Origin of the sequence: Azoarcus sp. KH32C (assembly GCF_000349945.1) — a bacterium.
In the GTDB taxonomy this organism is placed as follows: domain Bacteria; phylum Pseudomonadota; class Gammaproteobacteria; order Burkholderiales; family Rhodocyclaceae; genus Aromatoleum.
The window spans coordinates 984197-1010962 of record NC_020516.1; the positions used below are offsets into that span (position 1 = coordinate 984197).

Annotated in this window: 21 protein-coding genes; 6 read left to right on the forward strand and 15 right to left on the reverse strand. The window is 64.4% G+C overall.

The window, feature by feature from the left end:
* Positions 1-24: 24 nt before the first annotated feature.
* The 6 genes from AZKH_RS04460 to AZKH_RS04485 all read right to left on the reverse strand — a co-directional run bounded on the left by AZKH_RS04460 (position 25) and on the right by AZKH_RS04485 (position 7002).
* Complete coding sequence (locus AZKH_RS04460) at positions 25-1119, reverse strand: glycosyltransferase (RefSeq protein ID WP_015434548.1); 1095 nt, start codon at positions 1117-1119, stop codon at positions 25-27.
* Entirely contained in the window at positions 1112-2581 is a 1470-nt protein-coding gene (locus tag AZKH_RS04465) for a hypothetical protein (protein ID WP_015434549.1), read from the reverse strand. The genes AZKH_RS04460 and AZKH_RS04465 overlap by 8 nt, the downstream gene beginning before the upstream one ends.
* Before the next feature lie 78 nt (positions 2582-2659).
* A complete protein-coding gene (locus AZKH_RS04470; protein ID WP_041655906.1) occupies positions 2660-3928 on the reverse strand; it encodes a lipopolysaccharide biosynthesis protein in 1269 nt (422 codons plus the stop codon).
* A 2-nt stretch (positions 3929-3930) separates the two neighbouring features.
* Positions 3931-4965: a glycosyltransferase family 4 protein gene (locus AZKH_RS04475; protein ID WP_041655907.1), complete on the reverse strand. Its 1035-nt coding sequence runs from the start codon at positions 4963-4965 to the stop codon at positions 3931-3933.
* Positions 4966-5269: 304 nt separating this feature from the next.
* Positions 5270-6550, reverse strand: a complete 1281-nt coding sequence (tviB, locus tag AZKH_RS04480) for a Vi polysaccharide biosynthesis UDP-N-acetylglucosamine C-6 dehydrogenase TviB (RefSeq protein WP_015434552.1) — start codon at positions 6548-6550, stop codon at positions 5270-5272.
* Positions 6551-6633: 83 nt separating this feature from the next.
* Entirely contained in the window at positions 6634-7002 is a 369-nt protein-coding gene (locus AZKH_RS04485; protein ID WP_015434553.1) for a MarR family EPS-associated transcriptional regulator, read from the reverse strand.
* A gap of 486 nt (positions 7003-7488) precedes the next feature.
* Between AZKH_RS04485 and AZKH_RS26155 the strand changes: the two genes are divergently transcribed.
* A complete protein-coding gene (locus tag AZKH_RS26155; protein ID WP_015434554.1) occupies positions 7489-8247 on the forward strand; it encodes a hypothetical protein in 759 nt (252 codons plus the stop codon).
* Positions 8248-8879: 632 nt separating this feature from the next.
* Positions 8880-9746 (forward strand): MraY family glycosyltransferase, encoded by an 867-nt coding sequence (locus tag AZKH_RS04495; protein ID WP_015434555.1) that lies wholly within the window; start codon positions 8880-8882, stop codon positions 9744-9746.
* A gap of 54 nt (positions 9747-9800) precedes the next feature.
* Here the strand turns inward: AZKH_RS04495 and ppc are convergent, their stop codons facing one another.
* A complete protein-coding gene (gene ppc, locus AZKH_RS04500) occupies positions 9801-12548 on the reverse strand; it encodes a phosphoenolpyruvate carboxylase (protein WP_015434556.1) in 2748 nt (915 codons plus the stop codon).
* A gap of 214 nt (positions 12549-12762) precedes the next feature.
* Here ppc and hemC point away from each other — a divergent pair, with 214 nt between their 5' ends.
* From hemC to AZKH_RS04520, 4 genes are read left to right on the forward strand one after another with little or no spacing between them, the layout of a single operon-like run.
* On the forward strand, positions 12763-13710 hold the full coding sequence (hemC, locus tag AZKH_RS04505) for a hydroxymethylbilane synthase (RefSeq protein WP_041655911.1): 948 nt from the start codon (positions 12763-12765) through the stop codon (positions 13708-13710).
* A gap of 11 nt (positions 13711-13721) precedes the next feature.
* Positions 13722-14501: a uroporphyrinogen-III synthase gene (locus AZKH_RS04510; protein WP_015434558.1), complete on the forward strand. Its 780-nt coding sequence runs from the start codon at positions 13722-13724 to the stop codon at positions 14499-14501.
* Between the two features lie 23 nt (positions 14502-14524).
* A complete protein-coding gene (locus AZKH_RS04515; RefSeq protein ID WP_041656850.1) occupies positions 14525-15742 on the forward strand; it encodes a uroporphyrinogen-III C-methyltransferase in 1218 nt (405 codons plus the stop codon).
* Positions 15743-15751: 9 nt separating this feature from the next.
* Positions 15752-16930 (forward strand): heme biosynthesis HemY N-terminal domain-containing protein, encoded by a 1179-nt coding sequence (locus AZKH_RS04520; RefSeq protein ID WP_015434560.1) that lies wholly within the window; start codon positions 15752-15754, stop codon positions 16928-16930.
* Between the two features lie 86 nt (positions 16931-17016).
* Here the strand turns inward: AZKH_RS04520 and hemF are convergent, their stop codons facing one another.
* The 8 genes from hemF to AZKH_RS04560 all read right to left on the reverse strand — a co-directional run bounded on the left by hemF (position 17017) and on the right by AZKH_RS04560 (position 26700).
* Positions 17017-17946 carry an oxygen-dependent coproporphyrinogen oxidase gene (hemF, locus tag AZKH_RS04525; protein ID WP_015434561.1) on the reverse strand — a complete coding sequence of 310 codons (930 nt, stop codon included), beginning with the start codon at positions 17944-17946 and terminating at the stop codon, positions 17017-17019.
* A 13-nt stretch (positions 17947-17959) separates the two neighbouring features.
* On the reverse strand, positions 17960-19237 hold the full coding sequence (gene purD / locus AZKH_RS04530) for a phosphoribosylamine--glycine ligase (protein WP_015434562.1): 1278 nt from the start codon (positions 19235-19237) through the stop codon (positions 17960-17962).
* A gap of 19 nt (positions 19238-19256) precedes the next feature.
* The gene (gene purH, locus AZKH_RS04535; protein ID WP_041656852.1) at positions 19257-20846 is read right to left on the reverse strand and encodes a bifunctional phosphoribosylaminoimidazolecarboxamide formyltransferase/IMP cyclohydrolase; all 1590 of its coding nucleotides are present in this window, start codon (positions 20844-20846) and stop codon (positions 19257-19259) included.
* 70 nt (positions 20847-20916) lie between these two features.
* Entirely contained in the window at positions 20917-21153 is a 237-nt protein-coding gene (locus AZKH_RS04540; protein ID WP_015434564.1) for a helix-turn-helix domain-containing protein, read from the reverse strand.
* Positions 21150-22178, reverse strand: a complete 1029-nt coding sequence (gene dusB, locus AZKH_RS04545; protein ID WP_015434565.1) for a tRNA dihydrouridine synthase DusB — start codon at positions 22176-22178, stop codon at positions 21150-21152. Before dusB ends, AZKH_RS04540 begins: the two co-directional genes overlap by 4 nt.
* An 88-nt stretch (positions 22179-22266) precedes the next feature.
* Positions 22267-23991, reverse strand: coding sequence for a GGDEF domain-containing protein (locus AZKH_RS26160; protein WP_231874468.1), 1725 nt, complete (start codon positions 23989-23991; stop codon positions 22267-22269).
* A 215-nt stretch (positions 23992-24206) separates the two neighbouring features.
* Positions 24207-25358: an FAD-dependent monooxygenase gene (locus tag AZKH_RS04555; protein WP_015434567.1), complete on the reverse strand. Its 1152-nt coding sequence runs from the start codon at positions 25356-25358 to the stop codon at positions 24207-24209.
* On the reverse strand, positions 25351-26700 hold the full coding sequence (locus AZKH_RS04560; RefSeq protein ID WP_015434568.1) for an aminopeptidase P N-terminal domain-containing protein: 1350 nt from the start codon (positions 26698-26700) through the stop codon (positions 25351-25353). Before AZKH_RS04560 ends, AZKH_RS04555 begins: the two co-directional genes overlap by 8 nt.
* Positions 26701-26766 lie beyond the last annotated feature (66 nt).

Below are 26766 nucleotides of genomic sequence, written 5' to 3' on the forward strand. Positions count from 1 at the left end.
GCTATAATGCCGTAACAGCGGGAGTTATTTATATATTTTGCCTAGCGGAATGGCATCGCTGTTTTGGGTAAACCCTTTCTGCTTTCCCGCCAAGGTATCCAGCAACAACTCCAGCCGATGACGATAGGTATGTTCGGCATGGGCACGTCGCATGGCGGCCTGCCCGATAACGTGGCGCTCATCCTCTCTTGGCAGCCAGTAATCAATCTTTACCTTTAGATCGGCCATGCTCCTGAAAGTCACGAGCTCGGCCCCGTCGTCAAAGAGATGCGCAATACCGGGGCGCCAATCGACCATCTGGAAGGCTCCAGCTCCTGCCGCTTCGAAACAACGAACATTGACACCCCAAACCTCACCACAGTGCAGATTGTTGACGACGATCTTTGCACCTCTGAAGGCTCGGGCCTTTTCATGGCCATAAACCCCGCGGCCTTGGTGCATACCCGCGACTGGCCCGGGCATCATCCATAGCGGCGCAGGGTTGCCCCATAGTTTTACGTTGTAATCGGAGAGGTGCTTGTAGCAGGCAACTCTCCAGGAATGCTGATTCCCGGCTGTCGTAATATCGCAGGAATAGGGAGTGAGATCGCCGAGCGTCTCCTCGCTGATCCAATGGCGCTCAGGGTTAAAGCTCTCTGGCAGGTAATAGACGGGACTTTTCAGCACGTCGCCCAAGGCATGGCAAATGAAAGGGTCCTTGAAGAATAGAGCGTCGTATGGCGAATTCATGAAGAATCCACGGCCGAAATTTACGATCGCATCAGGAAACCACATTGCCACTTGTGCACCACTGCGGCGCTTCAGTTCCGCAACCTCGTCCGGCCAGAGAAAATCATGCGCGACGATGATGACGTCCAGCGGTTGCTGCTCCACGGTCTGCCAAAGATCATGCATGCGCCGGGCGCGAATGCTCGGTAGGCTATCGGTTGCCGCATGCACAACGCCCAGAATCTGGTCGAAGCGATGCCACAACTTCCCTTTCTTGCGCGCGGAGCGTAAGCCCGGTTCAAAGCGCCTGACGGAATGGCCCATTTGCACCAGCGTCTCCGCAATGTGCAGCGCAAACCCTTCGGCATAGTATTTGCCAATAATCAGGATGCTAAATGACGGTTTAATCACGGCGGATCATTTCGTTGAGAGATTTGAATTTTGAAATCTTTCTTAGCCGCCCAGGGAAAAACGCTCTCTGCAAGCGATCGAAGATCATGACATAGACAAGAAGAACGATGGGCGAGGAGGCTGCATAGATCGTGTGAATTTCCTGCAAGCCACTTGCCCTCGCCAGAAAGGCGAAATAACCGACCAAGGGAATCAGGTGTAAAGTGGCGCGCTGGATCAAGTAACGCGAGGTCGCAAAATAGAGCCAGCCTAATAAGCCCATACCGATCAGGACCCCCGGGATGCCGAACATCCAGTACAACTCGGTCGGCAGCATCATCGCGGTCGAGGTGGTTGCCGACTCGGGGCTATCAGCCTTGCCGAGATACCACGTAAACCAGGCACCCGGCATGTACTGCGGCTTGCCTGGCCACAAGAAACGGGGGATGAAAATGCTCGCGAGGCCTTCAATCAGGACCGGCCCGATCAGGCCATCGCGTTCAGCGATCTGCATCACCAGACCACCCTGCTCCGCAGAGGCGCCTCGCGTCAGCCAGTTGGCGGCACTTTCTGCTGCCGTTTCCGTAAAGCCATCGCGCTCCCACCGCGCTATCACACGCGAAGCCACTTCGGCGATATCTGTTTTTTGCGTCGCGCTGCCACCGGCGTGTTCCCAGTTGGCCTTCCGCCATTCCTGAGTAAATGGAAAGAGAAAGACCACGATGACGACAGCGCAGCCCAATAGAAGCATGGCGCGATTCAAGGTCATGCGGCGAAAAATGGGCAACAGGATGGGCAATGAAACTAACGCTGCCTCGCCTTTCATGCCGGTCTGGAGTGCCATCACGTAGAGAGGGAAGAGCGCAAGCAGCGCAAGCCAAGACTTAGGTTTGCCAAGGGCGTATTTGGTTCGACCGCCGAGCAGAACGGCAATCGCCCCAATGGAGAACAACCGTAGAAGCTCAGCCGTCATCCCGAGTGCCGCGAGGAGACCTGCGGCACTCAGAAGTAGATATGTCCCCAATGAAACGGCATAGATCATGAACATCGTGCGAGGCGCAGGCTCAACCATGATCGAAACGGGATGCTTGCCTTCAAGCCGACGCCAGATCAGCGTAAATACAATCGCGGCGAGCAGGAATACCAGTTCTGCTTGGAACTGATACTCGAAAGGGACAATCTCGCGCACTGCCAGCACGGCGCCAATCATGCCTGCCTCAGCAGCATTTCCAGAGACAACGAGGCCGAGTGCAGTCAGCGTTTTGCTGAATAGCTGCATGAGCAACATAAGCGTCAGGAAATCCGGCATTACCGCTTTTTCGGTCAGTCGGAATCGATGCAGGACAATCACACCACAATAGGCTTGCCCCAGCATCAACACGCCGACGGTTGCCTGCCAGGCGTCGGCAGGAAAGGCGACGATGACGAGCACCCCAAGAAAACCCCAGACCAAGCCGAGCAAGGAATAGCGAGAGATCATCATCGATGGCTCCCGCCGCAGCCACTCGCGCTTGATCGGGGCAATGGGATTAGATTGGGCATAAATGCGACTTTGGTCATCTCAGGCTGTCCTACGCTCACAGTCGAGCCAAGGCCTAGCCAACACGTAGGACAAGATCAGTTGGGCACCGAAATATGCCGGAACGGCAGTCGCTGCACCCCACAAGCCTTTTTGAAGGATGCAAAAAAAACCGATGACGACTGCAAAAATAGCGCCCGCCGTTTCGGCGATGAAGACCCTCTTGGTGGCTTCATTCGCGTAGCAGACCCGGTTCGCCACATGTGAAAGGATGAGGAACGAATAGCCTCCGACAATCCATGGCAACAATTCAGAGACGCCCTGATATTGGCTTCCAAGTAGCAGACTGGCTATCCAGGAATGCCCGACCACAGTCATCGCTGTAGCAAGGCATGAGCCGCAAATAACCAGCAAGGCCCATTTTTTCAGGTAACGGCGAGCCAGGGCCGAATTGCCTTCAACCAAGGCTTGTTGGTAGGCCGGGCGAACCGTTGTTTCGATAATGCCGCCAAGCATGCCCACAGGGCGGCTGGCCAAGCCGTAGAGGGCCACATAGAGGCCAACGTCGGCCGGTGTCAATAGTGCGCCGATCATGTAGCGATCCGCCATCCCGGAAACCCAGCCGATCAAACCCAGCGGCAGGAGCGGCAGGGTGTAAAGCCAGAAACGATGGGCCAGTGCCTGCTGCTCGCCCTCGGAGTACTTGTTGCTTTCATCGCTCGGCACGTAGCGGCGCATGACAAACCAACTGGTCGCGGAAGCCACGAGAAAGGCGAGCAGTACTAGGCTTGTATCCATGTGCCACACCGACACGAGAAAATAGGCGCAAATTGGCCGCCCCCAAGCTTCGATCACCCCCCAAATTCCACAGGGGCGAAATGCCCGCAGCGCGTTCATATAGGCCATATTGCCCATGCGAGCGATATCGACAACAACGAGCAGGGCCAGCATGAGTAGATCAAAGGCGTTCACATAATCGAACCACAGGCCCGCCACTGCGGCGAGAATGGTTGGTGGAAGGACGTACAGGGCGAGTTTGCTTAGCTGATGACGGGCCACCGCCTTGACTAAGGGCCCCTGATGACGGAGGAAATATTCCGGATAAAAACGCAGCAATGCCTGCATGGTGGGGTTGGCGATGGCGGCCGAGGCCAAAGCAACCGCTCCCAGCCACAAACTGACCTGGCCAAACACGCTCGGCGACAGAATTTCCGTTAATAGGCGCACGCCGATCAATTGACCGAGTGCCGACAGCCCTTGCAAAACGGCCACCCAAGCACCATCAGATACGAGGGAACGTTTCCGGTGCATCGTCACAGCGCCTCAAACACGCAGTGTTCATAAGCCAATTCAAAGTTGCGGATGCTGAACTTCCCCTCGATCAAGTCGCGCCCTTTGCGCCCCATTTTCTGCCTGAGCGCGGCATCGTCGGCCAACTTGCGGATGTACTCTGCCAACATCGGCACGTCGCCGTACTCAACCAGGAGGCCGCTCTCCCCATGCACGATAACGTCAGGGGTTCCTCCATGGTTACCCCCGATGCATGGCTTTCCTTGACCCATCGCCTCAAGAAAAACGATACCGAATCCTTCTTTCTTGCTTGGCATGACAAATATGTCACAGTCGTGATAGGCGGCGGCGAGATCTTCGTCCGACAAACTGCCCCAAAAAGTGACCTGATCCGCTACACCAAGGTCTGCACATACCTGTTTCAGTCTCGGCTGGTCGCCACCAGACCCGATCAAATTCAGGTGAATTGAGGCGTTCGCAGGCTTGAGCACGCGGAGGGCTTTGAATATGTCTTCAAAGCCCTTATAGCGCTCCGACTTATCCTGGCGCGCAACGCAAAGGAGTTTTACGGCACCGCTCAACTTGAATGCAGTCGAGGGGGTGCCCAGGCGCTCGTCGGCGCACAGAGGTATGATGCGAAATAGACTTTGACGGATTTCATTGAGCTGAGCACAGACGTCCGCGGTATGGCGGGTGGTGGCGATGATTCTCGTAGCGGCTTTTAGCGCGAGGCGGTTGATGAACGGAACCTTCCGCCAAGCCTCTATGCCGTGCAAAATCACGTAATAAGCATTCACCCGCCCAAGCGTTTTGAGTGCATAGGCAACCGGAGCCAGCGCAAGATGCCCGACAAAAAGCACATCAACTTTGGGTGCCGATATCAAGGCGTGGGCGACCAAACTTGGCTTTGACCGATTGCCTCCCCAGACCTCGATGGATCCCGGTATCGCAGGATGCCGGCGCAGTTCGTCAGTGCTGTCATTGAGACTGAGGCAGATCCCGCCGCAGATGCGCCGCTTGTTCTGCAACGTGCCAATCACTTCCGCAATACGAAGCATGAAGGACTGGATTCCGCCACGAGTACATGCTTCGGAGGCAAGTAGTCCAACGCTTCTGGTAGGCAGGCTGCTATCAGTCACGTTATTTTGCATTTTCGAAATCTAGAGATCATGAATACATTGATAAGTCAGAGGTTTAAGGTTTATTTATTTCGTATGTCCAAACCCCGCCGCTGCTCAAGATTCAACTGGTTTCAGCCTGGTGCGAGCCGATGAAGCCGGCCACGCCGGTTATCAGCCAGATTTTAGGGGCCTGCTGCAGGGTTTGCGGGAGTTGTTCGTAGCGGGTCATGTGATGTGCCCCTTACAGTCGGCCGTCGGCTGCGCCGTAGGGCAGGATGCTCTTGACGTCGAATACGGCTGCGCCGGGCATGCCAAAGCCTTTGATGCCCGCCTCGCCCAGTTCGACGAATTGCTGGTGGGGCACGGCCAGCACGATGGCGGCGTAGTGGCCGGGCCGGGGTGCGTGGGCCAGGCAGTCGATGCCGTATTCGTGGCGGGCCTCGTCGCGGTCGATCCATGGGTCATACACGTCGACTACGGTGTTGTAGCCCTGCAGGGTGCGGACGATGTCGACGACCTTGGTGTTGCGCACGTCGGGACAGTTTTCCTTGAAGGTGAGGCCTAGCACCAGGATGCGGCTCTCGAGCACCGGGATGCCCTTGCGCAGCATGAGCTTGACGGTTTCGTCGGCGACATGGGCGGCCATACCGTCGTTGATGCGGCGGCCGGCTAGGATGACTTCGGGGTGGTAGCCGACTTCTTGCGCCTTGTGGGTGAGGTAGTACGGGTCCACGCCGATGCAATGGCCGCCCACCAGACCGGGACGGAAGGGCAGGAAGTTCCACTTGGTGCCGGCGGCTTGCAGCACTTCGAGGGTGTCGATGCCGAGCTTCTTGAAGATAAGGCTGAGCTCGTTCATCAGCGCGATGTTGAGGTCGCGCTGGGTGTTTTCGATGACCTTGGCGGCTTCCGCAACTTTGATGCTGCTCGCTTTGTGGGTTCCGGCGGTGATGATTTGAGCGTACAGCGCGTCGACCGTGTCGGCCACGGCGGGTGTACTGCCGCTGGTGACCTTCTTGATGGTGGGCAGGCGGTGTTCCTTGTCGCCGGGGTTGATGCGTTCGGGGCTGTAGCCGCAAAAGAAGTCGATGTTGAAGACGAGGCCGCTTTCGCGTTCGAGCACGGGCACGCAGACTTCTTCGGTGGCGCCGGGATAGACGGTGGACTCGTAAATGACGATGGCGCCCTTCTTGAGCGCGCGGCCCACGGTAGTGCTGGCCTTCACGAGCGGGGTCATGTCGGGCCGGTTGGCTTGGTCGACCGGGGTGGGCACGGTGACGATGAAGATCTGCGCCTGTTTCAGATCGGCCGCATCGGCGCTGAAGCGCAGTTGGCGGGCGGTAGCGAGCTCTTCGGGGCTGCATTCCAGGGTGTGGTCCTGCCCCGCCTGGAGCTCGGCCACGCGGGCGGGGTTGATGTCGAAGCCGATGACGGGGCGGATCTTGCCGAATTCGACTGCGAGCGGCAGACCGACGTAGCCGAGGCCGATGACGGCGAGTTTGATGTCCGAGAGGGCGTGCATGGTTGACGTTTGTATGGCTGATTACGGACGGAGGATGCGAAAGGGGCGAGCGTGGGCTAGTGGCGGTCTGATCGAGCCGGGTTTCATAGGCCCTTGCTCTCCGCTTCCAGTTGTGCCTGGCGCAGGGATTCGATCTCGATGTGCAGGGCCTCGTATTCGGCTTCCTTGCGGGCGAGATAGCAGCGGGTGAGCTGGACCCGGTTGGTAAAGCCGGCGGGGGTGAGCAGGTAGATGAGCTTGTTGAGCTTGTGGTCGCCCCGGCTGAAGTTGCTTGCCTTGACCAGGCCTTTCTCGATGAGGCCGTTAAGCAGGTAATTGGCCTTGCCCATGCTCACCCCCAGCCGCCGCGCCAGCTCGCGCTGGGTGATGTCGGGTTCGAGCTCGAGGATGCGCAGGAGCTTGAAGTGGGCTTCGTCCTTGGGGGTCATCGGGCGGTGCGGCGCTGAATGCATGATGCATTTTGCTCAAAATTGAGCGCGCATTATATCGGGATATGCGAATTGTGTGTCGCAAAATCGGGGGCGTTGGGGGCTGACGGTATGCGACCCCACTGTGGGGCAGGAAACTGGCCGAGCCGCATGTAAGAAATTCCGACAATCGCCTTGGGGGGCACGGGTATTGGATGCGTCAATGCTGAAGGATTATGGCAAAAGGATTGATATAACTATTCGTATTAGCCGATGGGCGACCGTCGTGCACCGAGCCGAGACTTTCTTCTCGCGACTGCCAAAAATTTCCGCAAGCGCCTGTGCATTCCTTGCTTGACACGGGATGAACTTCTTCACGCCGATGTTTCGGGGGGAGTTTGTCGGTCGATCTTACAGCCGGCGCTCGGCTTGCTGATGGTGCGCTGCAAGTGTTTGATCTGATGTTGAAAAAAATTGTGGCACGCACAATGCCTCGGGTTGGTCATGAAACGACAGCTGTAGGGGGTCGCCATGCCAGCCAACCATCCTGCGCTTTTGTCTTGTCGCCTGCTCGCCCGTGTCGGCGAAATCTTGGCGTCCTTGTTGCTGCTTCCCCTGGTGGTGACCGCTGCCGGCTGTACGACCGTTGGTCTGCAGGAGGCCGAGGCCCTTCAGGCCATGGACTTCGGGCCGCGGGAGGAATTGCGGGTCTGTGTGCTCGCGGACGAGGGCGTCACCGACGACGATGCGAAGCAGCTGGTGGATGAGGTGCGGCAGGAGTTTGCCGCGTTCGGGCTGGACGTCAGCGTTCCGTGGATCAGGCGTTGGGAGCGCTCGGGGTTCGCGTTGGAGGGAATCGTCAGCGACGTGTGGCGCCGTCCGCTGGAAGCGCCATGCGATCGTCTGCTGACGCTTGTGGGGCGTAACTTCGGCGATTTCCTGTGGGGGCTGGTCGGCGTAGAGGTGCTGGGGGCGGTGGACACGCCGACGCGGACGCGGGGTTATGTCGTCGCGAAGGTGCGTTCGCTGAATCAGCTGTTGAATTCTCCGTCCGAGGTTGCGATTCATGAGTCCTATCACTTCCTGGGCTGCGAGCACGACCTGAACCTCTCCGCCTGCTACGCACGCATTCGCGATCTGAAACGGATCGCGCACGCCAATCGTGACGCGGGTATTGATTTCTTTCCCGGCCTTTCGCCAAAGGGGACGCCAATCAAGTCCCGCCTAGCTGCAAACGCAGTCATGGACGAGGCGATCAAGTTGGCGCGAGTAGCGCGAAGCGGCGAATAGCACTGGTCCGAGTCCCGTGACTCAGCGTCGCTGGTCGGGGAGCATTCTGCTCCTGCCGGTAGCCCCCTAGGGTTATGACTAAGCGAGTAGGAATCGCGCAGGGATAGACATTCGGATATGCCCCGCCGTGGGTGTCGTCGTGCTCGATTCACCTACTGTTGGCTCGCGGCTTGCAGTCGCTGGTATCCTTCCCGGAAAATGCGATGTGGATATCAAATACGGCACATGAAATGCCATTCAGTAGTTCAAAAGGCGTATAAAAAATATTTTGATCTCGATCAAAAATATGTTTTATCTATACGTAAATGCTTGATGGATTTAACAAATGCCATGTAGCATTATGTAACGAAGTGTGGGCGGCGGTGCTCCTATCGCCGAAAGCTTGCCGGGACAACATAAGAATACAAATAGATATGCTGAATGGAATGCTTGGCGCGTCGACCTTTCTTGCGCATCTATTCCTCCCGGCCGCTTCTACCGCGGCCACGATCCTCGCCCTTCTGAGGCCAGCGTCACGTTGGGGGCTGGTCGATCGGCCTGGCGGCCGCAAGCAGCATGCGGGAGAGGTTCCGGTAGTGGGTGGCGTTGCTATGGCTTTGGCATATCTGATCGCCATGTTGTGGGGGTCGCCAATGAAGTACGGGCAGGCTTACCTGCTCGTCGGTGGGCTGATGCTGGTCGCACTCGGGGTGATCGACGACCTGAAGGATGTGGCGGCAAAAAAGAAGCTGCTGTGGCAGGCCATTGCGGCGCTCGTGATGGTTGTGCCGACGGGGAACTATTTGCAGGACCTCGGCGATTTGTTTGGTGTCGGGCACGTGACGTTGGGTGTGCTTGCGCTGCCCTTCACTGTCGTTGCGTTCGTCGGGCTGATCAACGCGGTCAATATGTCCGACGGCATCGACGGCTCGGCGGGCGGACTGGTGGCGACCTCGGCGCTATGGCTGTCGGTGCTGGCGTCGCTCGCGGGACGCCAGCTGCTGGCGCTTGAGCTCGTCATGCTGTCCGGGGTGACCTGCGGGTTCCTGCTGTTCAACCTGCGGACGCCACTGCGCAAGAAGGCGGCCGTTTTCATGGGTGACGCGGGCAGCATGATGCTCGGCGCGTGCCTGGCGTGGTTCGCGGTGCACATCACGCAGTCGCCGATTTACAAGGGCTTGCCGCCGCCGCCTATCGTCGTGCTGTGGGTGCTGGGCTTGCCGGTGTTCGACACGGTGGTGCTGATGTGCCGGCGCATGCGGCAGGGGCGAAGCCCCTTCTCGGCGGGGCGCGATCACATGCACCACATCTGGACTCACGCGGGCTTCTCCATCGGTCAGACGACGGCGATCCTAGTGACCGCGCAGGTGGGCCTAGGCGCGATTGGTGTGCTCGGGTGGCACGCCGGCGCGCCGGAGTGGCTGCTCTTCGTCGGATACGTCGGCGTGTTGTTCCTGCACCGTTCGCTGGCCAGCCATGCCTGGATCGCCTCCAAATGGCTGCGGCTGCATAAGCCCTGAGCGCCGGGTCCGAAGCTGGCGCTCAGGGCTCGGCGTTCGCCGCGCGCCCTTAGTTTAGCCGCTGTTGCGCAGGCCCGCCGCGATCCCGTTGATCGAGAGGTGGATCCCTAGCCGGATGCGCGCGTCTTCGTGGCTTTCGCGGTGACGGCGCAGCAGTTCGACCTGCACGTGGTTGAGCGGGTCGAGGTAGGGGAAGCGGTTGCGGATGGAGCGCTTCAGTAGGGGGTTGTCGTCGAGGAGTTCGGTCTGGCCGGTGATCGCGAGCAGGGCGTCGACCGTGTCCTGCCATTCCGTGCGGATGCGGTTGAAGATCTCCTCGCGCAGCTTCGCGTCTTTTACCAAGCCTGCGTAGCGCGACGCGATCGCGAGGTCGGACTTCGCGAGCACCATGTCCATGTTCGACAGCAGCGTCGCGAAGAAGGACCATTCCTTGTACATCGCCTGCAGCCGCGCGAGGCCGTCGTCCGGGTTTGCTGCGCGCCAGGCCTTGACCGCCGAGCCGAAGCCGAACCAGCCGGGCAGCATCAGTCGGCATTGCGCCCAGCTGAATACCCAGGGAATCGCGCGCAGGTCCTCGATGCGCGTGCCCTTCTTGCGCGAGGCGGGGCGCGAGCCGATGTTGAGTTCGGCGATCTCGGAGATCACGGTCGATTCCCAGAAGTAGCGCTCGAAGCCTTCGGTCTCGTAGACGAGGCCGCGGTAGGCGGAGAACGCCGCGTCCGAGAGTGCCTGCATCGTGTCGAGGAAGTCGGCGCGCGGGGCCGGTGAGCGGTCGGTCAGCAGGCTCGCTTCGAGGGTCGCGGCGACCAGGACTTCGAGGTTGCGGCGGCCGACTTCCGGGTTGCCATATTTTGCCGCGATGACTTCGCCCTGTTCGGTGAGCCGGATCTGCCCCTGCACGGCGCCGCCCGGCTGGGCGAGGATCGCCTGGTAGCTCGGCCCGCCGCCGCGGCCGACCGAGCCGCCGCGGCCGTGGAAGAGCCGCAGGCGCACGTTGTGGCGCGCGAAGACTTCGACGAGGCCGATTTCGGCCTTGTACAGCGACCAGCCCGAGGTCAGGAAGCCGCCGTCCTTGTTGCTGTCGGAGTAGCCGAGCATCACCTCCTGCAGCTGGCCGCGCGAGCCGAGGAGGCTCATGTAGCCGGGAAGCGAGAACAGCCGGTCCATCACCGACGGGGCGTTGGCGAGGTCATCGATGGTCTCGAAGAGGGGGATGATGTTCACGTCGAGCGCTTGCTCATGCGGTCGCAAGAGGCCCGCTTCCTTCAGCAGCAGCGCGAGCTCCAGCATGTCCGAGACGTCGTCGGTCTTGGAGATGATGCAGTTCGTGATCGCGGCCTTGCCGAAGCGCAGGTGCGCGGTGCGCGCGGCGCGGAAGATCGCGAGTTCGCCTTCGGTCTCTTCCGAGTAATGCACGTGCGGCGAAGCGAGGGGGCGCGGCGTCGCGAGCTCTTCGAGCAGCAGCGCGCAGCGGGCCTCTTCGCCGAGGGCGCGGTAGTCGACCTCGGGGCGTGCCGTCGACAGGAGCTCGGCGACGACGCGCTCGTGCACGTCGGAGTTCTGACGCAGGTCGATCGGCGCGAGGTGGAAGCCGAAGACGCGCACCGCGCGGCGCAGGAGGCGCAGGCGGCCGCGGGCGAGCGCGGCCGAGCCGTTCGCGACGAGCGAGCGATGGATCGTGTCAAGGTCGTCAGCGAGTTCGGCAGCGCTCGCGTAGGGTTCGGCTGCGGCGACCGGGTGGCGCGGCGGTTCGATGCCGAGGAGTGCCCGATGGGTTGCCGCAAGGCGCGCGTAGATGCCGGTGATCGCGCGCCGATAGGGTTCGTCGTTCCGATGCGGGGAGTGGTCGGGCGAGTGCTCGGCGAGCGCGAGCAGTGCGTCGGAGGCGCTGACGAGGCCCAGTGCGAGCGACAGGCGGGCGCCCAGTGCGTGCAATTCGTCGAGATAGAAGCCGAGCGCGAGGCCGGCCTGCAGCGCGAGCGCGCGTTCGAGGACTTCGGCGGTGACGAAGGGATTGCCGTCGCGGTCGCCGCCGATCCAGCTGCCGACTTTCAGGAAGGCAGGCAATTCCAGTGCGCCCAAGGCCCCGTCGCGTTCGGCGAGCTGGTCTTCGAGGTGGGCGTAGAGGCGCGGCAGTTCGCGCAGGAAGGTGCTGTCGAAGTACGACAGGCCGTTCGCCACTTCGTCGAGCACCGACAGCTTCGCGGGGCGCAGCATGCGCGTCTGCCACAGCGTCAGCACCGCGCTGCGCAGCGTCTCGTCGCTGTCGTCGCGTTCTTCGGGCGTCAGCGCCATGCGGTCGCGCTGGTCGAGGAGGCGCGCGATGTCGGTCTGGCAGTTGAGGATGCTCTTCCTCTGCACTTCGGTCGGGTGCGCCGTCAGGACGGGGGTGACCTCGGCGGTGTCGAAGAAGGCGGCGAGTTCGCCCGGCGTGTGGCGTCCGTCGAGCGCCCGGGCGAGGGCGTGGGCGAGGCTGCCTTCGCGCGGCGCCGAGCCGGCGAGGAGGTGAGCGCGCGTGCGGCGAATGTGGTGCTGGTCCTCGGCGATGTTCGCGAGGTGGGAGAAATAGCTGAAGGCACGCACGACCTGGATCGTCTGCTCGCGCGACAGGGCGTCGAGGATGCCTTCGAGTTCGAGACGTGCGGCGCGGTCGTCGTCGCGGCGGAAGCGGACCGAGGTCTGGCGGATGCGTTCGATCAGGCCGAACATCGCTTCGCCTTGCTGGTCGCGCACGGTGTCGCCGAGCACGCGGCCGAGGAGTCGGATGTCTTCGCGCAGCGGCGCGTCCTTGTCTTGAGTCATGAGTCAGCGTTCCTTGGGGTTGGTGCGGTACGGCGCGCGAAAAGAGTGCCGAAAAGGGTGCATCAGGCAACCATGCTAAAATGATTATTTAGGGTCCCGCCATTGGCGCGAACCCTGATGTTGCAATGCGGAAAATCGGCGGCAATTCCGGCGATTCCGATCTACGATTTCGACCTTATCCTAATCCCTTCCTTCCGTGACGAGTCTGCCCACCGTGAGCGCTACTTCCGCCGTCTTTCCTCCGCCCGAACGTATCGTCATCGCCACCCGCGAGAGCCGTCTCGCGCTGTGGCAGGCCGAGCATGTCAAAGCCCGCCTGGAGTCGCTGTATCCCGGCTGCCGTGTCGAGCTGCTGGGCATGACGACCCGCGGTGACCAGATCCTCGATCGCCCGCTCGCGAAGGTCGGCGGCAAGGGGCTCTTCGTCAAGGAGCTTGAAACGGCGCTGCTCGACGGGCAGGCCGACATTGCCGTGCATTCGATGAAGGACGTGCCGATGCAGCTCCCCGAGCCCTTCGCGCTGCCCTGCATCTCGGCGCGCGAAGTGCCGCTTGACGCCTTCGTCTCCAGCCGCTACGCAAGCCTCGCCGACATGCCTCCGGGCGCTGTCGTCGGGACGTCGTCGCTGCGCCGCGAGTCGCAGTTGCACGCGATGTATCCGATGCTTAGCGTCACCAGCCTGCGCGGCAACCTCGACACGCGTCTGCGCAAGCTCGACGAAGGCCAGTACGACGCGATCATCCTCGCGGCCGCCGGCCTGAAGCGCCTCGGTCTCGCCGACCGCATCCGCTCGGAGCTGCCGTCTGAAGTGTCGCTGCCGGCCGCGGGCCAGGGCGCACTCGGCATCGAATGCCTTGCGAACCGGCCGGAAGTCGCTGCCTGGCTCGCGCCGCTGAACGACGCAGACACCTCCGCCTGCGTGCGCGCCGAACGTGCCGTGGCGCGCGCGCTTGCCGGCAGCTGCGAGGTGCCGCTCGGCGCCTACGCCGAAATCCGCGCCGGCAAGGTCTGGCTGCGTGGCTTCGTCGCGATGCCCGACGGCAGCCGCATCGTGCGTGCCGAGCACGAAGGTCGGCCCGAAGACGCCGAGGCGCTGGGCTTGGCGCTGGCCGAGGACCTGCGTTCCCAGGGGGCGGAAGAGATCCTGGCGCAGCTCGGCTGATTGCCGTCGAGGTGTCCGAATTGACAGCAGCTACGCTGGCCGGCCGCCATATCGTGGTGACCCGGCCGGCCGGGCAGGCGGACAGCCTGTGCGAAGCCATCGAGGGGCGCGGCGGGATCGCGATCCGTTTTCCGGTGTTGGCGATCGGCGCGGTCGAGGACAGGGCGCCGCTCGACGAGGTCACGGGGCGTCTCGATGAATTCGACCTCGCCTTCTTCGTCAGTCCGAATGCCGTAAGCCACGCGCTGGACGCCGTGCTCTCGCGCCGGCCCTGGCCGGCGAGCGTGAAGGTCGCGACCGTCGGCAAGGGCAGCGAGCGGGCGCTGGCCGGCTTCGGCTTCCGCGACGTCATCGCGCCGCAGGAAGGCTTCGACAGCGAAGCGGTGCTCGCGCTCGATGCATTCCAGACGGCCGCGGTATCCGGCCGCAAGGTCGTGATCTTCCGCGGTGATGGCGGGCGGGACCTCCTCGGCGAGACCTTGCGCGCACGCGGTGCCGAGGTCGAATATGTGACCTGCTACCGGCGCTACTGTCCGGAGTTCGATCCGTCGCCGCTGCTGCGGCTGGCGGCAGCGGGGCAGCTCGATGCGATTACGCTGACGAGCAGCGAAGGCGTCGGCAACCTCGTTGCGATGCTCGGCGAGGGCGCGTCCGTCGTGTTGGCGACCGTCCCGGTGTTCGCGCCGCATCCACGGATCGTCGCACACGCCGCCGCGGCGGGCTTCCAGCGCGTCATCGAAACGCCGGCCGGCGACGAGGGCCTGATCGCCGCCCTCGAATCTCATTTTTAATGCGCCTCGGTTACACTCTGGCTATGAACGAAGAACAATCTGCCCTGACACAGCCTTCCGCGGTCGACGCTTCGGCCGCGTCCAGCCGCGAAACCCCAGGCGCGGCGACTTCCGGTAATCGCCCGCCGGCCGCGGCAGGCGGCTCCAGCTGGCCGGGACTGCTCGCGGGCGTCGCTTTCATCGCGGTGGGTGCCCTCGGGTGGCAGGTGTATGAGTTGCGGACCGGTGTCGCCCAGGTGCGCACCGAGGTCGCCCAGCGCATCACGAGCAGCGAGGCTGCGGCCGGCGAGGCTCGTACGCTCTTGCGGCAGCAGCAGGACTCGCTCGCCTCCTTGCAGGGCAAAATCGGCGCGCTCGAAGCCCAGGTCGCCGCGACCGAAGGGCAGGCTGCGGCGCTGCAGTCGCTGTACCAGGAGTTTTCCCGCAACCGCGAGGATCGCGCGATTGCAGAAGCCGAGCAGGCGGTGAGCGTCGCCGCGCAGCAGCTGCAATTGGCGGGCAATGCGGATGCGGCGTTGATCGCGCTGCAGGGCGCCGAATCGCGTCTGGCCGCCCAGGATCGCGGCCAGTTGTTGCCGCTGCGCCGTGCGCTCGTGCACGACATCGATCGCCTGAAGGCGACGCCCCAGGTCGACGTGCAGGGCATCGCGCTGCGCCTCGAGGGCCTGCTCGAAGCGGTCGACAGCCTGCCGCTGGCGTTCGCCGGCGAATTGGCGCCGAACGCGCCGGCCGCGGGGTCCGCTGCCGCCGCGGGTGATGTGCCCGCGCTCGAATTCGTCAAGGCGCTCGCGCGCGACATCTGGCACGAACTCGTCGCGCTGGTCCGCGTCGAGCGCCTCGACCAGTCCGAGCCGGTGCTGCTCTCGCCGGCGCAGAGCACCTTCCTGCGCGAAAACCTGAAGATCCGGCTGCTGACGGCGCGACTCGCGCTGCTCGCCCGGGACGGTCGCACCTTCGCGGCCGATCTGGCGCAGGCCCACGGATGGATTTCGCGCTTCTTCGACCAGCGTGACGAAAAGGTGCAGAAGGCCCTGGCGGCGCTGACCGAGCTGCAGACGACGCAGGTTCGCGTGGAGCAGCCGAGCCCCACGGAAAGCATCGCGGCGCTGCGCATGCTGCAGGCGCGCGGAGCGGAGTCCGGCGGCAAGCCGACGCCCGACGCGTCTTCGCCGGCACGTCCTGCCCCTGCGGGCAAGGGAGCCGAGCCGGCGCGGCCCGCCGCGAACGGCGGCGCGCGCTGAGGAGCCGACATGCGTGCCTTGATCTGGCTGATCGGTATCTTCGCGCTCGCCGTCGGAGGAGCGATGCTGGCGAGCATCAACACTGGCTACGTGCTTCTGGTGTTGCCGCCGTGGCGGATGCAGCTGTCGCTGAATCTCCTGATCGTGATTCTCGTCCTCGGTTTCGTGCTGGCCTACGGGGTCCTGCGCCTTGTGAGTAAGACGCTCGCGCTGCCGGGCCGGGTCGGCGTGTTCCGCGAGCGTCGCCGCAAGGAAGTCGCTGGCCGCGCCTTGCGGGATGCGGTGCGTGCGCTGTTCGAAGGCCGTTATTCGCAGTCCGTGAAGCTCGCCGAGTCTGCGTTCAACGGTGGCGAAGCGCCGACCGTGTCGGCCCTCGTGGCGGCGCGGGCGGCACATGCGATGCGTGACGACACGCGCTATCGCATCTGGATCGGCCGGGCGACCGACACCGAGGGCGAGTCGCGGGTCGCGCGGCTGATGACGGAGGCGGAGCTCGCGGTCGAAGGGCGGCGTTTCGACGAAGCGGCCGAACGGCTCGAGAGCCTGCGTCTCGCCGGCCAGCGTCACATCGCCGCGCTGCGCCTGTCGCTGCGTGTCGCGTCAGCCCTCGCGCAATGGGAAGAGGTGATTCGGCTCGCGCGCCAGCTGCGCAAGCATCGGGCGCTCTCCGGCGAGCAGGCGCAACTCGTGCTGCGCCGAGCGCATCTCGAACGCTTCCGCGAACTCGCCGGCGATGGCGACGGGCTGGCGGCTTATTGGCGCGCGATTCCGGCCGATGAGTTGAACGACCGCCGACTGGTTGAGCGCGCCGTTCCCCTGATGGCTGCGGCGGGGCAGGGCGCGCTCGTGCGCAGGACGCTCGAGCGGCTTCTGGAAACGGACTGGGATAGCGGGCTCGCACGGCTCTATGCTCACTGCGGCGGCGCCCAGGCGGTCGAGTGTCTGGCGCGTGCCGAGAAGTGGCTGCTTCAGCATCCGCAGGACGCGGGCTTGCTGTTCGCGCTCGGTCGCCTGTGCAGCGAGGCGCAGCTCTGGGGTAAGGCGCAGAGCTATCTGGAGGTCTCGCTGAACCTCGCGCCGACGATCGAGACGCATCTCGCGCTCGCCGGGCTGCTGGAGCGTCTGGATCGCGCGGAGGACGCCCAGGTCCATTATCGCGCCGCCGCGCAGCGCGTCGCAGCGAGCTGATTTACCAAGCTTCTCCAATCGAAAACGGCCGCTCCTCGGAGCGGCCGTTTTGCTTCAATCTTGGTGCCGGCTGACGCGGCCTTGGCTCAACACCAGTCGCGCGGCTTCAGGTATTCGTCGTAGAGCACCGCTTCTGCGCTGCCCGGTTCGGGATGCCAGTCGTAGCGCCATTTCACGATCGGCGGCAGGGACATCAGGATCGATTCCGTGCGTCCGCCCGATTGCAGGCCGAACAGCGTGCCGCGGTCGAACACGAGGTTGAACTCGACGTAACGTCCGCGTCGATAAGCCTGGAAGTCGCGCTCGTGTTCGCTCCAGGAGTTGTCACGCCGGCGCTGGATGATCGGCAGGTAAGCCGCGAGGAAGGCGTCGCCGACACTACGCGTCAGACCGAAGGCGCCGTCGAAGTCCTTCTTGCCGTCGGCACCGAGGTCGTCGAAGAATAGGCCGCCGGCACCGCGCGCTTCGTTGCGGTGCTTGAGGAAGAAGTAGCTGTCGCACCACTCCTTGAGCCGCCGGTACTCGGCCTCGCCGCCGAAGGGCAGCACCGCGTCGCGGCAGCTGCGGTGGAAGTGGCGAACGTCTTCTTCGAAGGGGTAGTAGGGCGTGAGGTCCATGCCGCCGCCGAACCACCAGATCGGCGCTGCGTCCGGCTGATTGGCCGGTGGCAGTGCGATGAAGAAGCGCACATTCATGTGCACGGTCGGGCAATAGGGATTGCGCGGGTGCAGGACTAGCGACACCCCCATCGCCTCGAAGGAGCGGCCCGCGAGCTCGGGGCGGTGTGCCGTCGCCGACGCGGGCATCCCGGCGCCCATCACGTGCGAGAAGTTGACGCCGCCGCGCTCGAAGAAACGGCCTTCCTCGATCACCCGCGTGATGCCGCCGCCGCCGCCCGGGCGGTCCCAGGTGTCGACGCGGAAGGGCTGGCCGTCGAACTCTTCCAGCGCGCCGACGATGCGCTGCTGCAGCCCGAGGAGGTATTCCTTGACGGTGGCGGAATCGACGGCGCTCATGTGCTGGTCCCGGTTAGTTCTTGCGGGCGACCGCGCGATGGCCGATGTCGCGGCGGAACTGGCGGCCGTCGAAGAGGATCGCGTCGGCGACCTCGTAGGCGCGTTTCTGCGCGGTGCGAACGTTGTCGCCGAGGGCCGTCACGCACAGTACGCGACCGCCGGCCGTGACGACGTGACCGTCATTGTCGGCCGTGCCGGCGTGGAAGACGTGGGCGTCTTCCTGCTCCTGCGTCGGCAGCCCGGCGATGCGGTCGCCCTTGCGCGGCGCTTCGGGATAGCCTTCGGCGGCGAGTACGACGCCGAGCGCGACGCGGCGGTCCCATTCGGCCTCGACCTGATCGAGACGGCCGTCGATGGCGGCTTCGACGAGGTCGGACAGGTCGCTCTTCAGGCGCATCATGATCGGCTGGGTTTCCGGGTCGCCCATGCGGCAGTTGAACTCGACGACGCGAGGATGCCCGGCGTCGTCGATCATCAGGCCGGCGTAGAGGAAGCCGCTGTAGGGCATGCCGTCGGCGGCCATGCCGGCGAGCGTCGGCATGATGATCTCGCGCATCACGCGGGCGTGGACTTCGGGCGTGACGACCGGGGCGGGCGAATACGCGCCCATGCCGCCGGTGTTGGGACCCTGGTCGTTGTCCTTGAGGCGCTTGTGGTCCTGGCTCGTTGCGAGGGCGAGCGCGTGCTTGCTGTCGGCCATGACGATGAAGCTCGCTTCCTCGCCGCTCATGAACTCCTCGATCACGACGCGGGCGCCCGCATCGCCCATGCGGTTGTCGGTCAGCATCATGTCGATTGCGGCATGCGCTTCGTCGGCGGTCATCGCGACGACGACACCCTTGCCGGCGGCGAGGCCGTCGGCCTTGATGACGATCGGTGCGCCCTCGGCATTCACGTAAGCATGCGCCTGCGCGGCATCCGCGAAGGTCTGATACTTGGCGGTCGGGATGTTGTGACGGATCAGGAAGCGCTTGGCGAAGTCCTTGGAGCTTTCGAGCTGCGCGGCGGCCTTGGTCGGCCCGAAGATGCGCAGGCCGGCTTCACGGAACGCGTCGACGACGCCGGCTGCGAGCGGCGCTTCCGGCCCGACGACCGTGAATTCGACCTGTTCGCGCCGAGCGAGCTCGATCAGGTCCGGAATCGCGGTGACGGCGACGTTCTCGAGCAGCGGCTCACGTGCGGTGCCCGCGTTGCCCGGGGCCACGAGGACCCGCGTCACCTTCGGCGATTGGGCGAGCTTCCAGGCGAGTGCGTGTTCGCGACCGCCCGAGCCGATGACGAGAACTTTCATGTGCTTCTCCGTGCTGCAATCAGTGGCGGAAGTGGCGGAAGCCGGTGAAGACCATCGCAACGCCCTGTTCGTCGGCGGCCGCGATCACCTCGGCGTCGCGCATCGAGCCGCCCGGCTGGATGACTGCGGTCGCGCCGGCCTGTGCCAGTACGTCAAGGCCGTCGCGGAACGGGAAGAAGGCGTCGGACGCGACGACCGAACCCTTGACCGTGAGGCCGGCGTTCTCGGCCTTGATCGCGGCGATGCGGGCGGAGTCGACACGGCTCATCTGGCCGGCGCCGACGCCGACGGTCATGCCATCGCGGCAGAAGACGATGGCGTTCGACTTGACGTACTTCGCGACGCGCCACGCGAAGAGGAGGTCGCCGAGTTCCTGTTCGGTCGGCGCGCGCTTGGTGACGACCTTCAGGTCGGCAACCTGAATGCGGGCTTCGTCAGCGCTTTGCACCAGCAGGCCGCCGCCGACGCGCTTATAGTCGAGCGCGCCCGCGGGCTTGCCGAGCGGGCACGTCAGTACGCGGACGTTCTGTTTCGCGGCCAGCAGCGCCAGCGCGTCGGCCGTGTAGGCCGGGGCGATCAGCACTTCGAGGAACTGGGCCGAGACGGCTTCGGCCGCGGCGCGGTCGACTTCGCAGTTGAAGGCGATGATGCCGCCGAAGGCCGAGGTCGGGTCGGTCGAGAAGGCCTTGCGGTAGGCGGCGAGCGGCGACTCGGCGATCGCGACGCCGCAGGGGTTGGCGTGCTTGACGATGACGCAGGCGGCGATGCCGTCGTCGAAGGCCTTGACGCACTCCCACGCGGCATCCGCGTCGGCGATGTTGTTGTACGACAGTTCCTTGCCCTGCAATTGCTTGTAGGACGCGATCGCGCCTTCGGGGGCGTTCGGCTCGCGGTAGAAGGCCGCCGACTGGTGCGGGTTTTCGCCGTAGCGCAGGTCCTGCACCTTGTCGAAGGCGATCTGGAAGCGTTCCGGATAGGCCTGCTTCGCGACTTCGCCCTTGTCGCCGAAGGTCAGCGCGGTCAGGTGGTTGGAGATCGCGCTGTCGTAGCGGGCGGTGTGCGTGAAGGCCTTCACCGCGAGGGCGAAGCGGGTCTTGTAGCTCAGCGCGCCGTCGTTGGACTTCAGTTCGGCGACGATGGAATCGTAGTCTTCCGGATCGGTGACGATGCCGACGCCGCCGGCTTCGGTGCCGTGGTTCTTGGCCGCCGCGCGGACCATGGTCGGGCCGCCGATGTCGATGTTCTCGATCGCATCTTCGAGCGTGCAGTCGGGCTTGGCGACGGTCTGCGCGAAGGGGTAGAGGTTCACGACGACGAGGTCGATGCGCGAGATGTCATGCGCGGCGATCGTCTCCATGTGCTCGGGCAGGTCGCGGCGGGCGAGGATGCCGCCGTGGACCTTGGGGTGCAGCGTCTTGACGCGTCCGTCAAGCATCTCGGGGAAGCCCGTATGTTCCGATACGTCGGTGACCGGCAGGCCGGCCTGGCGCAGCATGGTGGCGGTGCCGCCAGTCGACAGCAGCTTGATGCCTTGCGCGTGCAGGGCCTGGGCAAATTCGAGGACGCCGCGCTTGTCGGAGACGCTGATCAGGGCTTGGGAGACTTTCATCATCGGGATCGCTAAGGACAATCGGAAAACTGGATGCCGGCATCGCTCATTCGCGGCGCCGGCAGGGCGATTACAGCAATTCGTATTCGGTGAGCTTGCGGCGCAGCGTGTTGCGGTTGATGCCTAGCATCTCCGCGGCCACGGTCTGGTTGCCGTTGGCCTGCCGGAGGACGAATTCGAGCATCGGGCGTTCGACGTTGCGGATCACCATCTCGTAGATCGCGGACGGTTTTTCGCCGTCGAGATCGCGGAAGTACTGATCGAGGGTGCGCTGCACCGAGTCGGCGATTTCGTTGGGACGGGTCATGCTGCGAGTTCCTGCGGGAGTTCTGCTTCGTCTTCGTAACTGAGGCGGGCGTCCTGTTCGGCAAGCGTGCCGAAGAATTCGTCAACCGCCGCGAGTTGCGTAGCGACGTCGGGAAGCTGGTTCATCGTCCGGCGGAAGGCGGCGGAGCCGACCAGGCCTTTCGTGTACCAGGAGATGTGTTTCCGCGCGACTTTGACCCCGGTGTCCTCGCCGTAGAAGTCGTACAGGTCGTGCAGGTGTTCGCGGCAGACCTGCAGGATTTCGGTCACCAGCGGCGGCGGCAGCAACTCGCCGGTCGCGAGGAAGTGCTCGATCTCGCGGAAGATCCACGGCCGGCCCTGGGCGGCGCGGCCGATCATGACGCCGTCGGCGCCGGTGCAGTCGAGCACGTGCTTGGCTTTCTGGGGCGTGGTGATGTCGCCGTTGGCGATCACCGGAATGCCGACGAGCGACTTCACGTGGGCGATCGTGTCGTATTCGGCTTCGCCCATGTACTGGTCGGCACGCGTGCGGCCATGGATCGCGATCGCGCGGATGCCGGAGGCTTCGGCGATGCGGGCGATGGTCGGGGCGTTGCGGTTCTGGCGGTTCCAGCCGGTACGGAACTTGAGCGTGACCGGGGTGCCGGGCACGGCGCCGACGACCGCTTCGAGGATGCGGGCGACGAGGGGTTCGTCCTGCATCAGTGCGGAGCCGGCCATCACGTTGCAGACCTTCTTGGCCGGGCAGCCCATGTTGATGTCGATGATCTGGGCGCCGTTATCGACGTTGTGACGGGCCGCGTCGGCCATCATCTGCGGATCGGCGCCGGCGATCTGCACCGAGATCGGCTCGACTTCGCCTTGGTGGTTGGCACGCCGGAGCGTCTTCGCGCTGCCGTAGAGCAGCGAGTTGGACGTGACCATCTCGCTCACCGCGAGGCCGGCGCCGAGCTTCTTGCAGAGCTGGCGGAACGGACGATCGGTGACACCCGCCATCGGAGCGACGACGAGATTGTTGCGCAGGGTGAAGCCGGCGTACTGCATGGGCGGGGAGGAAAGGCGGGGAAAGTCGCGCATTTTACCCCATGCGGCGTCAGGGGAACACGCGAAAGCGTGCCCCTTGCCGAATGCGTCACGTGCTCTGTGGCGGAAGTGCCGCAGCGTCGGCGGCCGGTTCGGCGGCGGCCGAGCCGGCGAGCGGTTCTGCGCGGGTCGTGCGATTGCGGCCGGCTTCCTTCGAGCCATAGAGGGCGGCGTCCGCGGCTTCGATGAGCCCTTCCGGCCCGGCGACGGAAATCTCGGGGAAGGCCGCAACGCCGAGGCTGATCGTGACCTTGAGCCCGTCGACTTCCGCGGCCTCGATATCGCAGCGCAGCCGCTCGGCGACGCTGAATGCGCCGTCGAGCGTGGTGTTGGGCAGGATGCCGACGAATTCCTCGCCGCCGTAGCGGCACGCGAGGTCGTACTTGCGCAGCGCGTCGCGGAAATTGCGTGCGACCGCCTGCAGCACGCGATCGCCCTGGTCGTGGCCGTAGGTGTCGTTGAATTTCTTGAAGTGGTCGATATCGAACATGACCACTGCGAGCGAGGCGCCGGTGCGCGTCGAGCGGACATATTCGGTGGCGAGTGTCGCGTCGAGATGGCGGCGGTTGTAGAGGCCGGTGAGGCCGTCGGTCGTCGAAAGCCGCCGCAGTTCTTCCTCGAGGCGCTTTTCCTCGGTGATGTCGCGTAGCAGTGCGGCCGAGCCGACGACGTTGTTTTCGCTGCCGAGGATCGTCGAGGCGAAGACCTGGAGGATGCGTCCCTTGTATTCGGTCGTCACGGCGGCATGGGTGGCGTCTTCGCCGAGCCAGGTGCGCATTTCGTCGGGGTTGTCGAGAATGTGTATAAAACCTTCCTCGACGATCTGGCTCGCCGGCTTTTCGAGCAGGCGCTCGGCGGCGGGGTTCACGAGGACGATGTCGCCGTGGTTGTCGGTGACGACGATCCCTTCACCGGCGCCATGGATGATCGTCGTGAGTTTGTCCTGTTCGCGCCGCAGACCGTCGTAGGTGGTCTTCAGCTCCGAGGTCATGTGGTTGAAGCTACTGGCCATCCGGCCGAGTTCGTCGCGAGTCTGGATCGGCACCTGGTGGTCGAGGTCGCCACCGGAAACCCGTGCCATCGCGTTCGTGACCTTTTCGAGCGGCTCGACGACCGTGCGTCCGAGCATGTAGCCGGTGAGCATCATCGTCGCGGCCAGTGCCAGCGCCAACGCGCCGATGGCGTATTGCCGGACTTCATAGATGTCGCGTTCGACGGACGCCAGCGAGGTCGTGAGCTTGATGACCCCGCGCACCTTCTCGCCTTTGCCGTGGCATTTGCTGCACGAGTCGATGAAGCGGATCGGCGCGAGGAAGGTCAGGATGCGGTGGCCATCCTCGCCGCGCTCGTAGATCGGCAGGGTCTTCGCGGTTTCGACGGTCTGCAGCAGGTTGGGGTCGTCGGCCGGCAGCACCGGGATGCGCATCTCGGTCTCGCGCGGCGCGAAGGTTTCCTCGCCGCGGCGCTTGTTCACGGCGAGGATCGTCTTGTTGTCGCGGAAGGCCTCGTCGCCGTTGGTGCGCAGGATGCGGAAATCGAGGACGTCGGAGACCTTCTTGAGGCGGTCCGCATAGGATTCGGCGATGTCGGCGGAACCGGCCAGCATCACCGCCTGCAGGCCCTGCGCGACGCTCTCGGTCAGCTTCTCCATCGTCCGCTCGTTCTGGCGGAGAACCGACTTTTCCTGATAGTGGGTGTAGAAAAACGCCATCGCCACCAGCACGATCGTCACGGCGATACCGACGGCAAGGGTGATCTTGTAGCGAATCCGCATGTTGTGGTTCATCGTGAAGTGATGTAAGTGGCCGCGAATTGTTTGGGCTGCATCATAAACGACCTGACTCCGAGTAGGGGAAACGGATCAGCGACGATTCGACTTTTCGCATAGTGCCGATGACGTTTGAATGCCGCGTCGGTCGGCGGGGGCGCGGCTGCGGCGTATTCCGCCGAAAGTCTTAGCGCAAGCCTGTGTCGCGATGCGGGGCGCCGCTAGAGCCAGGCACGGGCGCCGAACATCATGCGTCGCGCGATGAAGTGGCGCAGGGGCGGCAGCATGTCGAGCGCGAACAGGGCCGCGCCGCGGGCGTGATGCAGCGGACCGAAGCCGTTGCTGAAGATGCGTACCAGACTGTCGGTGAAATGGATGGCGCCGAAGCGGTCGAGGCGGCGGCTGTTGCGGTAGGCGTCGAGTGTGCCGGCTGCGCCGGGGTCGCCGCGATGTTCGGTGAGCGCCTGCGAGAGCGCCCACACGTCGCGCAGCGCGAGGTTGAAGCCCTGGCCCGCGACCGGATGGAGGGTCTGCGCGGCGTTGCCGAGCCACGCGGTGCGCTGTCCGACGGGATCGCGGCGGTAGCGCAGGCCCAGCGGGAAGCGCTGGCGGTCGTTGATCGCGGTGAGTTGGACGCGGGTGCCGAAGGCCGACTGCAGCCGGGCGAGATAGGCGTCGTCGTCGAGCGCGAGCAGTTCGGTCGCGCGTGCCGGCGGGACGACGTGCACGAGCGCGTAGTCCTTGCCGTGAGGCAGCAGTGCGATCGGGCCTTCGGAGGTGAAGCGTTCAAAGGCGACGTGGCCGTGCTCGCCCCGGACGGCAACGCGGCCGATCAGGGCGTGCTGGTCGTAATCCCGGGTCACGACCCCTTTGGCGTCGGGCTGAAGTCCGCCCTCGGCGCAGGCGACGAGGCGCGCGCTGCAATCGGTCCCGTGCAGCGCGGTGCCCGAGCCGGCGAGGCGGATCTCGACGTGTTCGGCGCCCGGCTCGAATGCAGTGACTTCGGTCTCGTCCATCACCGGAATGCCGGCGGCGTCGACTGCTTCGCGCAGCGCCGCCGCGAGAGCGCCGGCAGCGAGTACGTAGCCGAGCGCGGGCACGCCGTAGTCGTCCGCGTCCAGATGCGTGCGGCCGAACCCGCCCTGCTGCGAGATGTGGATGTGCCGGATCGGTGTCGCCGGCAACTGCGGCCAGACGCCGAGGCGTTCGAGCGTGAGGCGGGTGCCGTGGGCGAGCGCGAGCACGCGCGGGTCTTGCGTGACGGCGGCGCGGGGGCGGGTGTCGGCAAGCGCGACACGCAGGCCGCTGCCGCGCAGCGCGAGCGCCAGCGAAAGGCCGACCGGCCCGGCGCCTACGATCAGCAGGTCATGCACCGTCGAGCCCTTCGCGCATCGCTTCTTCGATGTCCGCGACCGTTCGCGGGGCGCGCTCGGTGATGTATTCGCAACCGTCCGTGGTGACGACCGCGTCGTCCTCGATGCGTACGCCGATGTTCCAGAACGCTTCCGGTACGTCGGGGGCGGGGCGGATGTAGCAGCCGGGCTCGACGGTGAGGACCATGCCCGGTTCGAGGACGCGCCAGTCGCCGTCGCGCTTGTATTCGCCGGCGTCGTGGACGTCGCGCCCGAGCCAGTGGCCGGTGCGGTGCATGTAGAAGCGGCGGAAGTCGCCTTGTTCGATCACGGCGTCGAGGGTGCCCATCAAGAGGCCGAGGTCGAGCATGCCCTGGGCGAGGACCTTCACTGCGGCGTCGTGCGGTGTGTTCCAGTGCGAGCCGGGGTGGATCTCGGCTTTCGCCGCGGTCTGGGCGGCGAGCACGAGTTCGTAGATGTCGCGTTGCGGGCCGGCGAAGCGGCCATTGACGGGGAAGGTGCGGGTGATGTCCGAGGCGTAGCCGTCGAGTTCGCAGCCGGCGTCGATCAGCAGCAGGTCGCCATCGGCCATCAGGCGGTCGTTTTCGACGTAGTGCAGCACGCAGGCGTTGGGGCCGCTGGCGACGATCGAGGGGTAGGCGGGCGACTGGCTGCCGGCCCGGCGGAAGTGGTGGATCAGTTCTGCTTCGATCTCGTATTCATACTGGCCCGGGCGGGTCGCCGCCATCGCGCGGCGGTGGGCGTCGCCGGAGATTTCGCCGGCGCGGCGCATGACCGCGAGTTCGCTTGCATCCTTGATCAGCCGCATCTCGTCGAGTTCGGCGCGCACGTCGCGGATCGAGTGCGGCGGCACGGTGCCGGCACGGGCGTTGGCGCGCACGGCATTCAGCGCGCGCATCACGCGGGCGTCCCAGTCGTTCTCGTAGCCGAGGCTGCACCACAGGACGGGCTGGTTCGCGAGCAGTTCGGGCAGGCGCAGGTCGAGGTCGCCGATCGTGTAGGCCTCGTCGAAACCGAAGCGCTCGCGTGCACCGTCCGGGCCATGGCGGTAGCCGTCCCAGATCTCGCGCTCCTCGTTCTTCTCGCGGCAGAAGAGGATCGACTTCGGCGTGTCGCCGGCGATCAGCACCACGACCGCTTCGGGTTCGCCGAAGCCGGTCAGGTAGTGGAAGTAGCTGTCATAGCGGAAGGGGAAGGAGGTGTCGCGGTTGCGCGCGCGCTCGACCGCGGTCGGCACGACGGCAACGCCGCCTCCCTGGGCCGCGATGTGCGCGAGCAGGCGTTCGCGGCGTTCGCGGAAGGGCGCGATGTCGAGCATGGAGAGGTCCAGGGGCGTATTCATCGGATCATTATTGCATGCATGAACTGTCGGGTTCGACCGGCCCGTGCCGGTGGCGTTCAGGTGTCA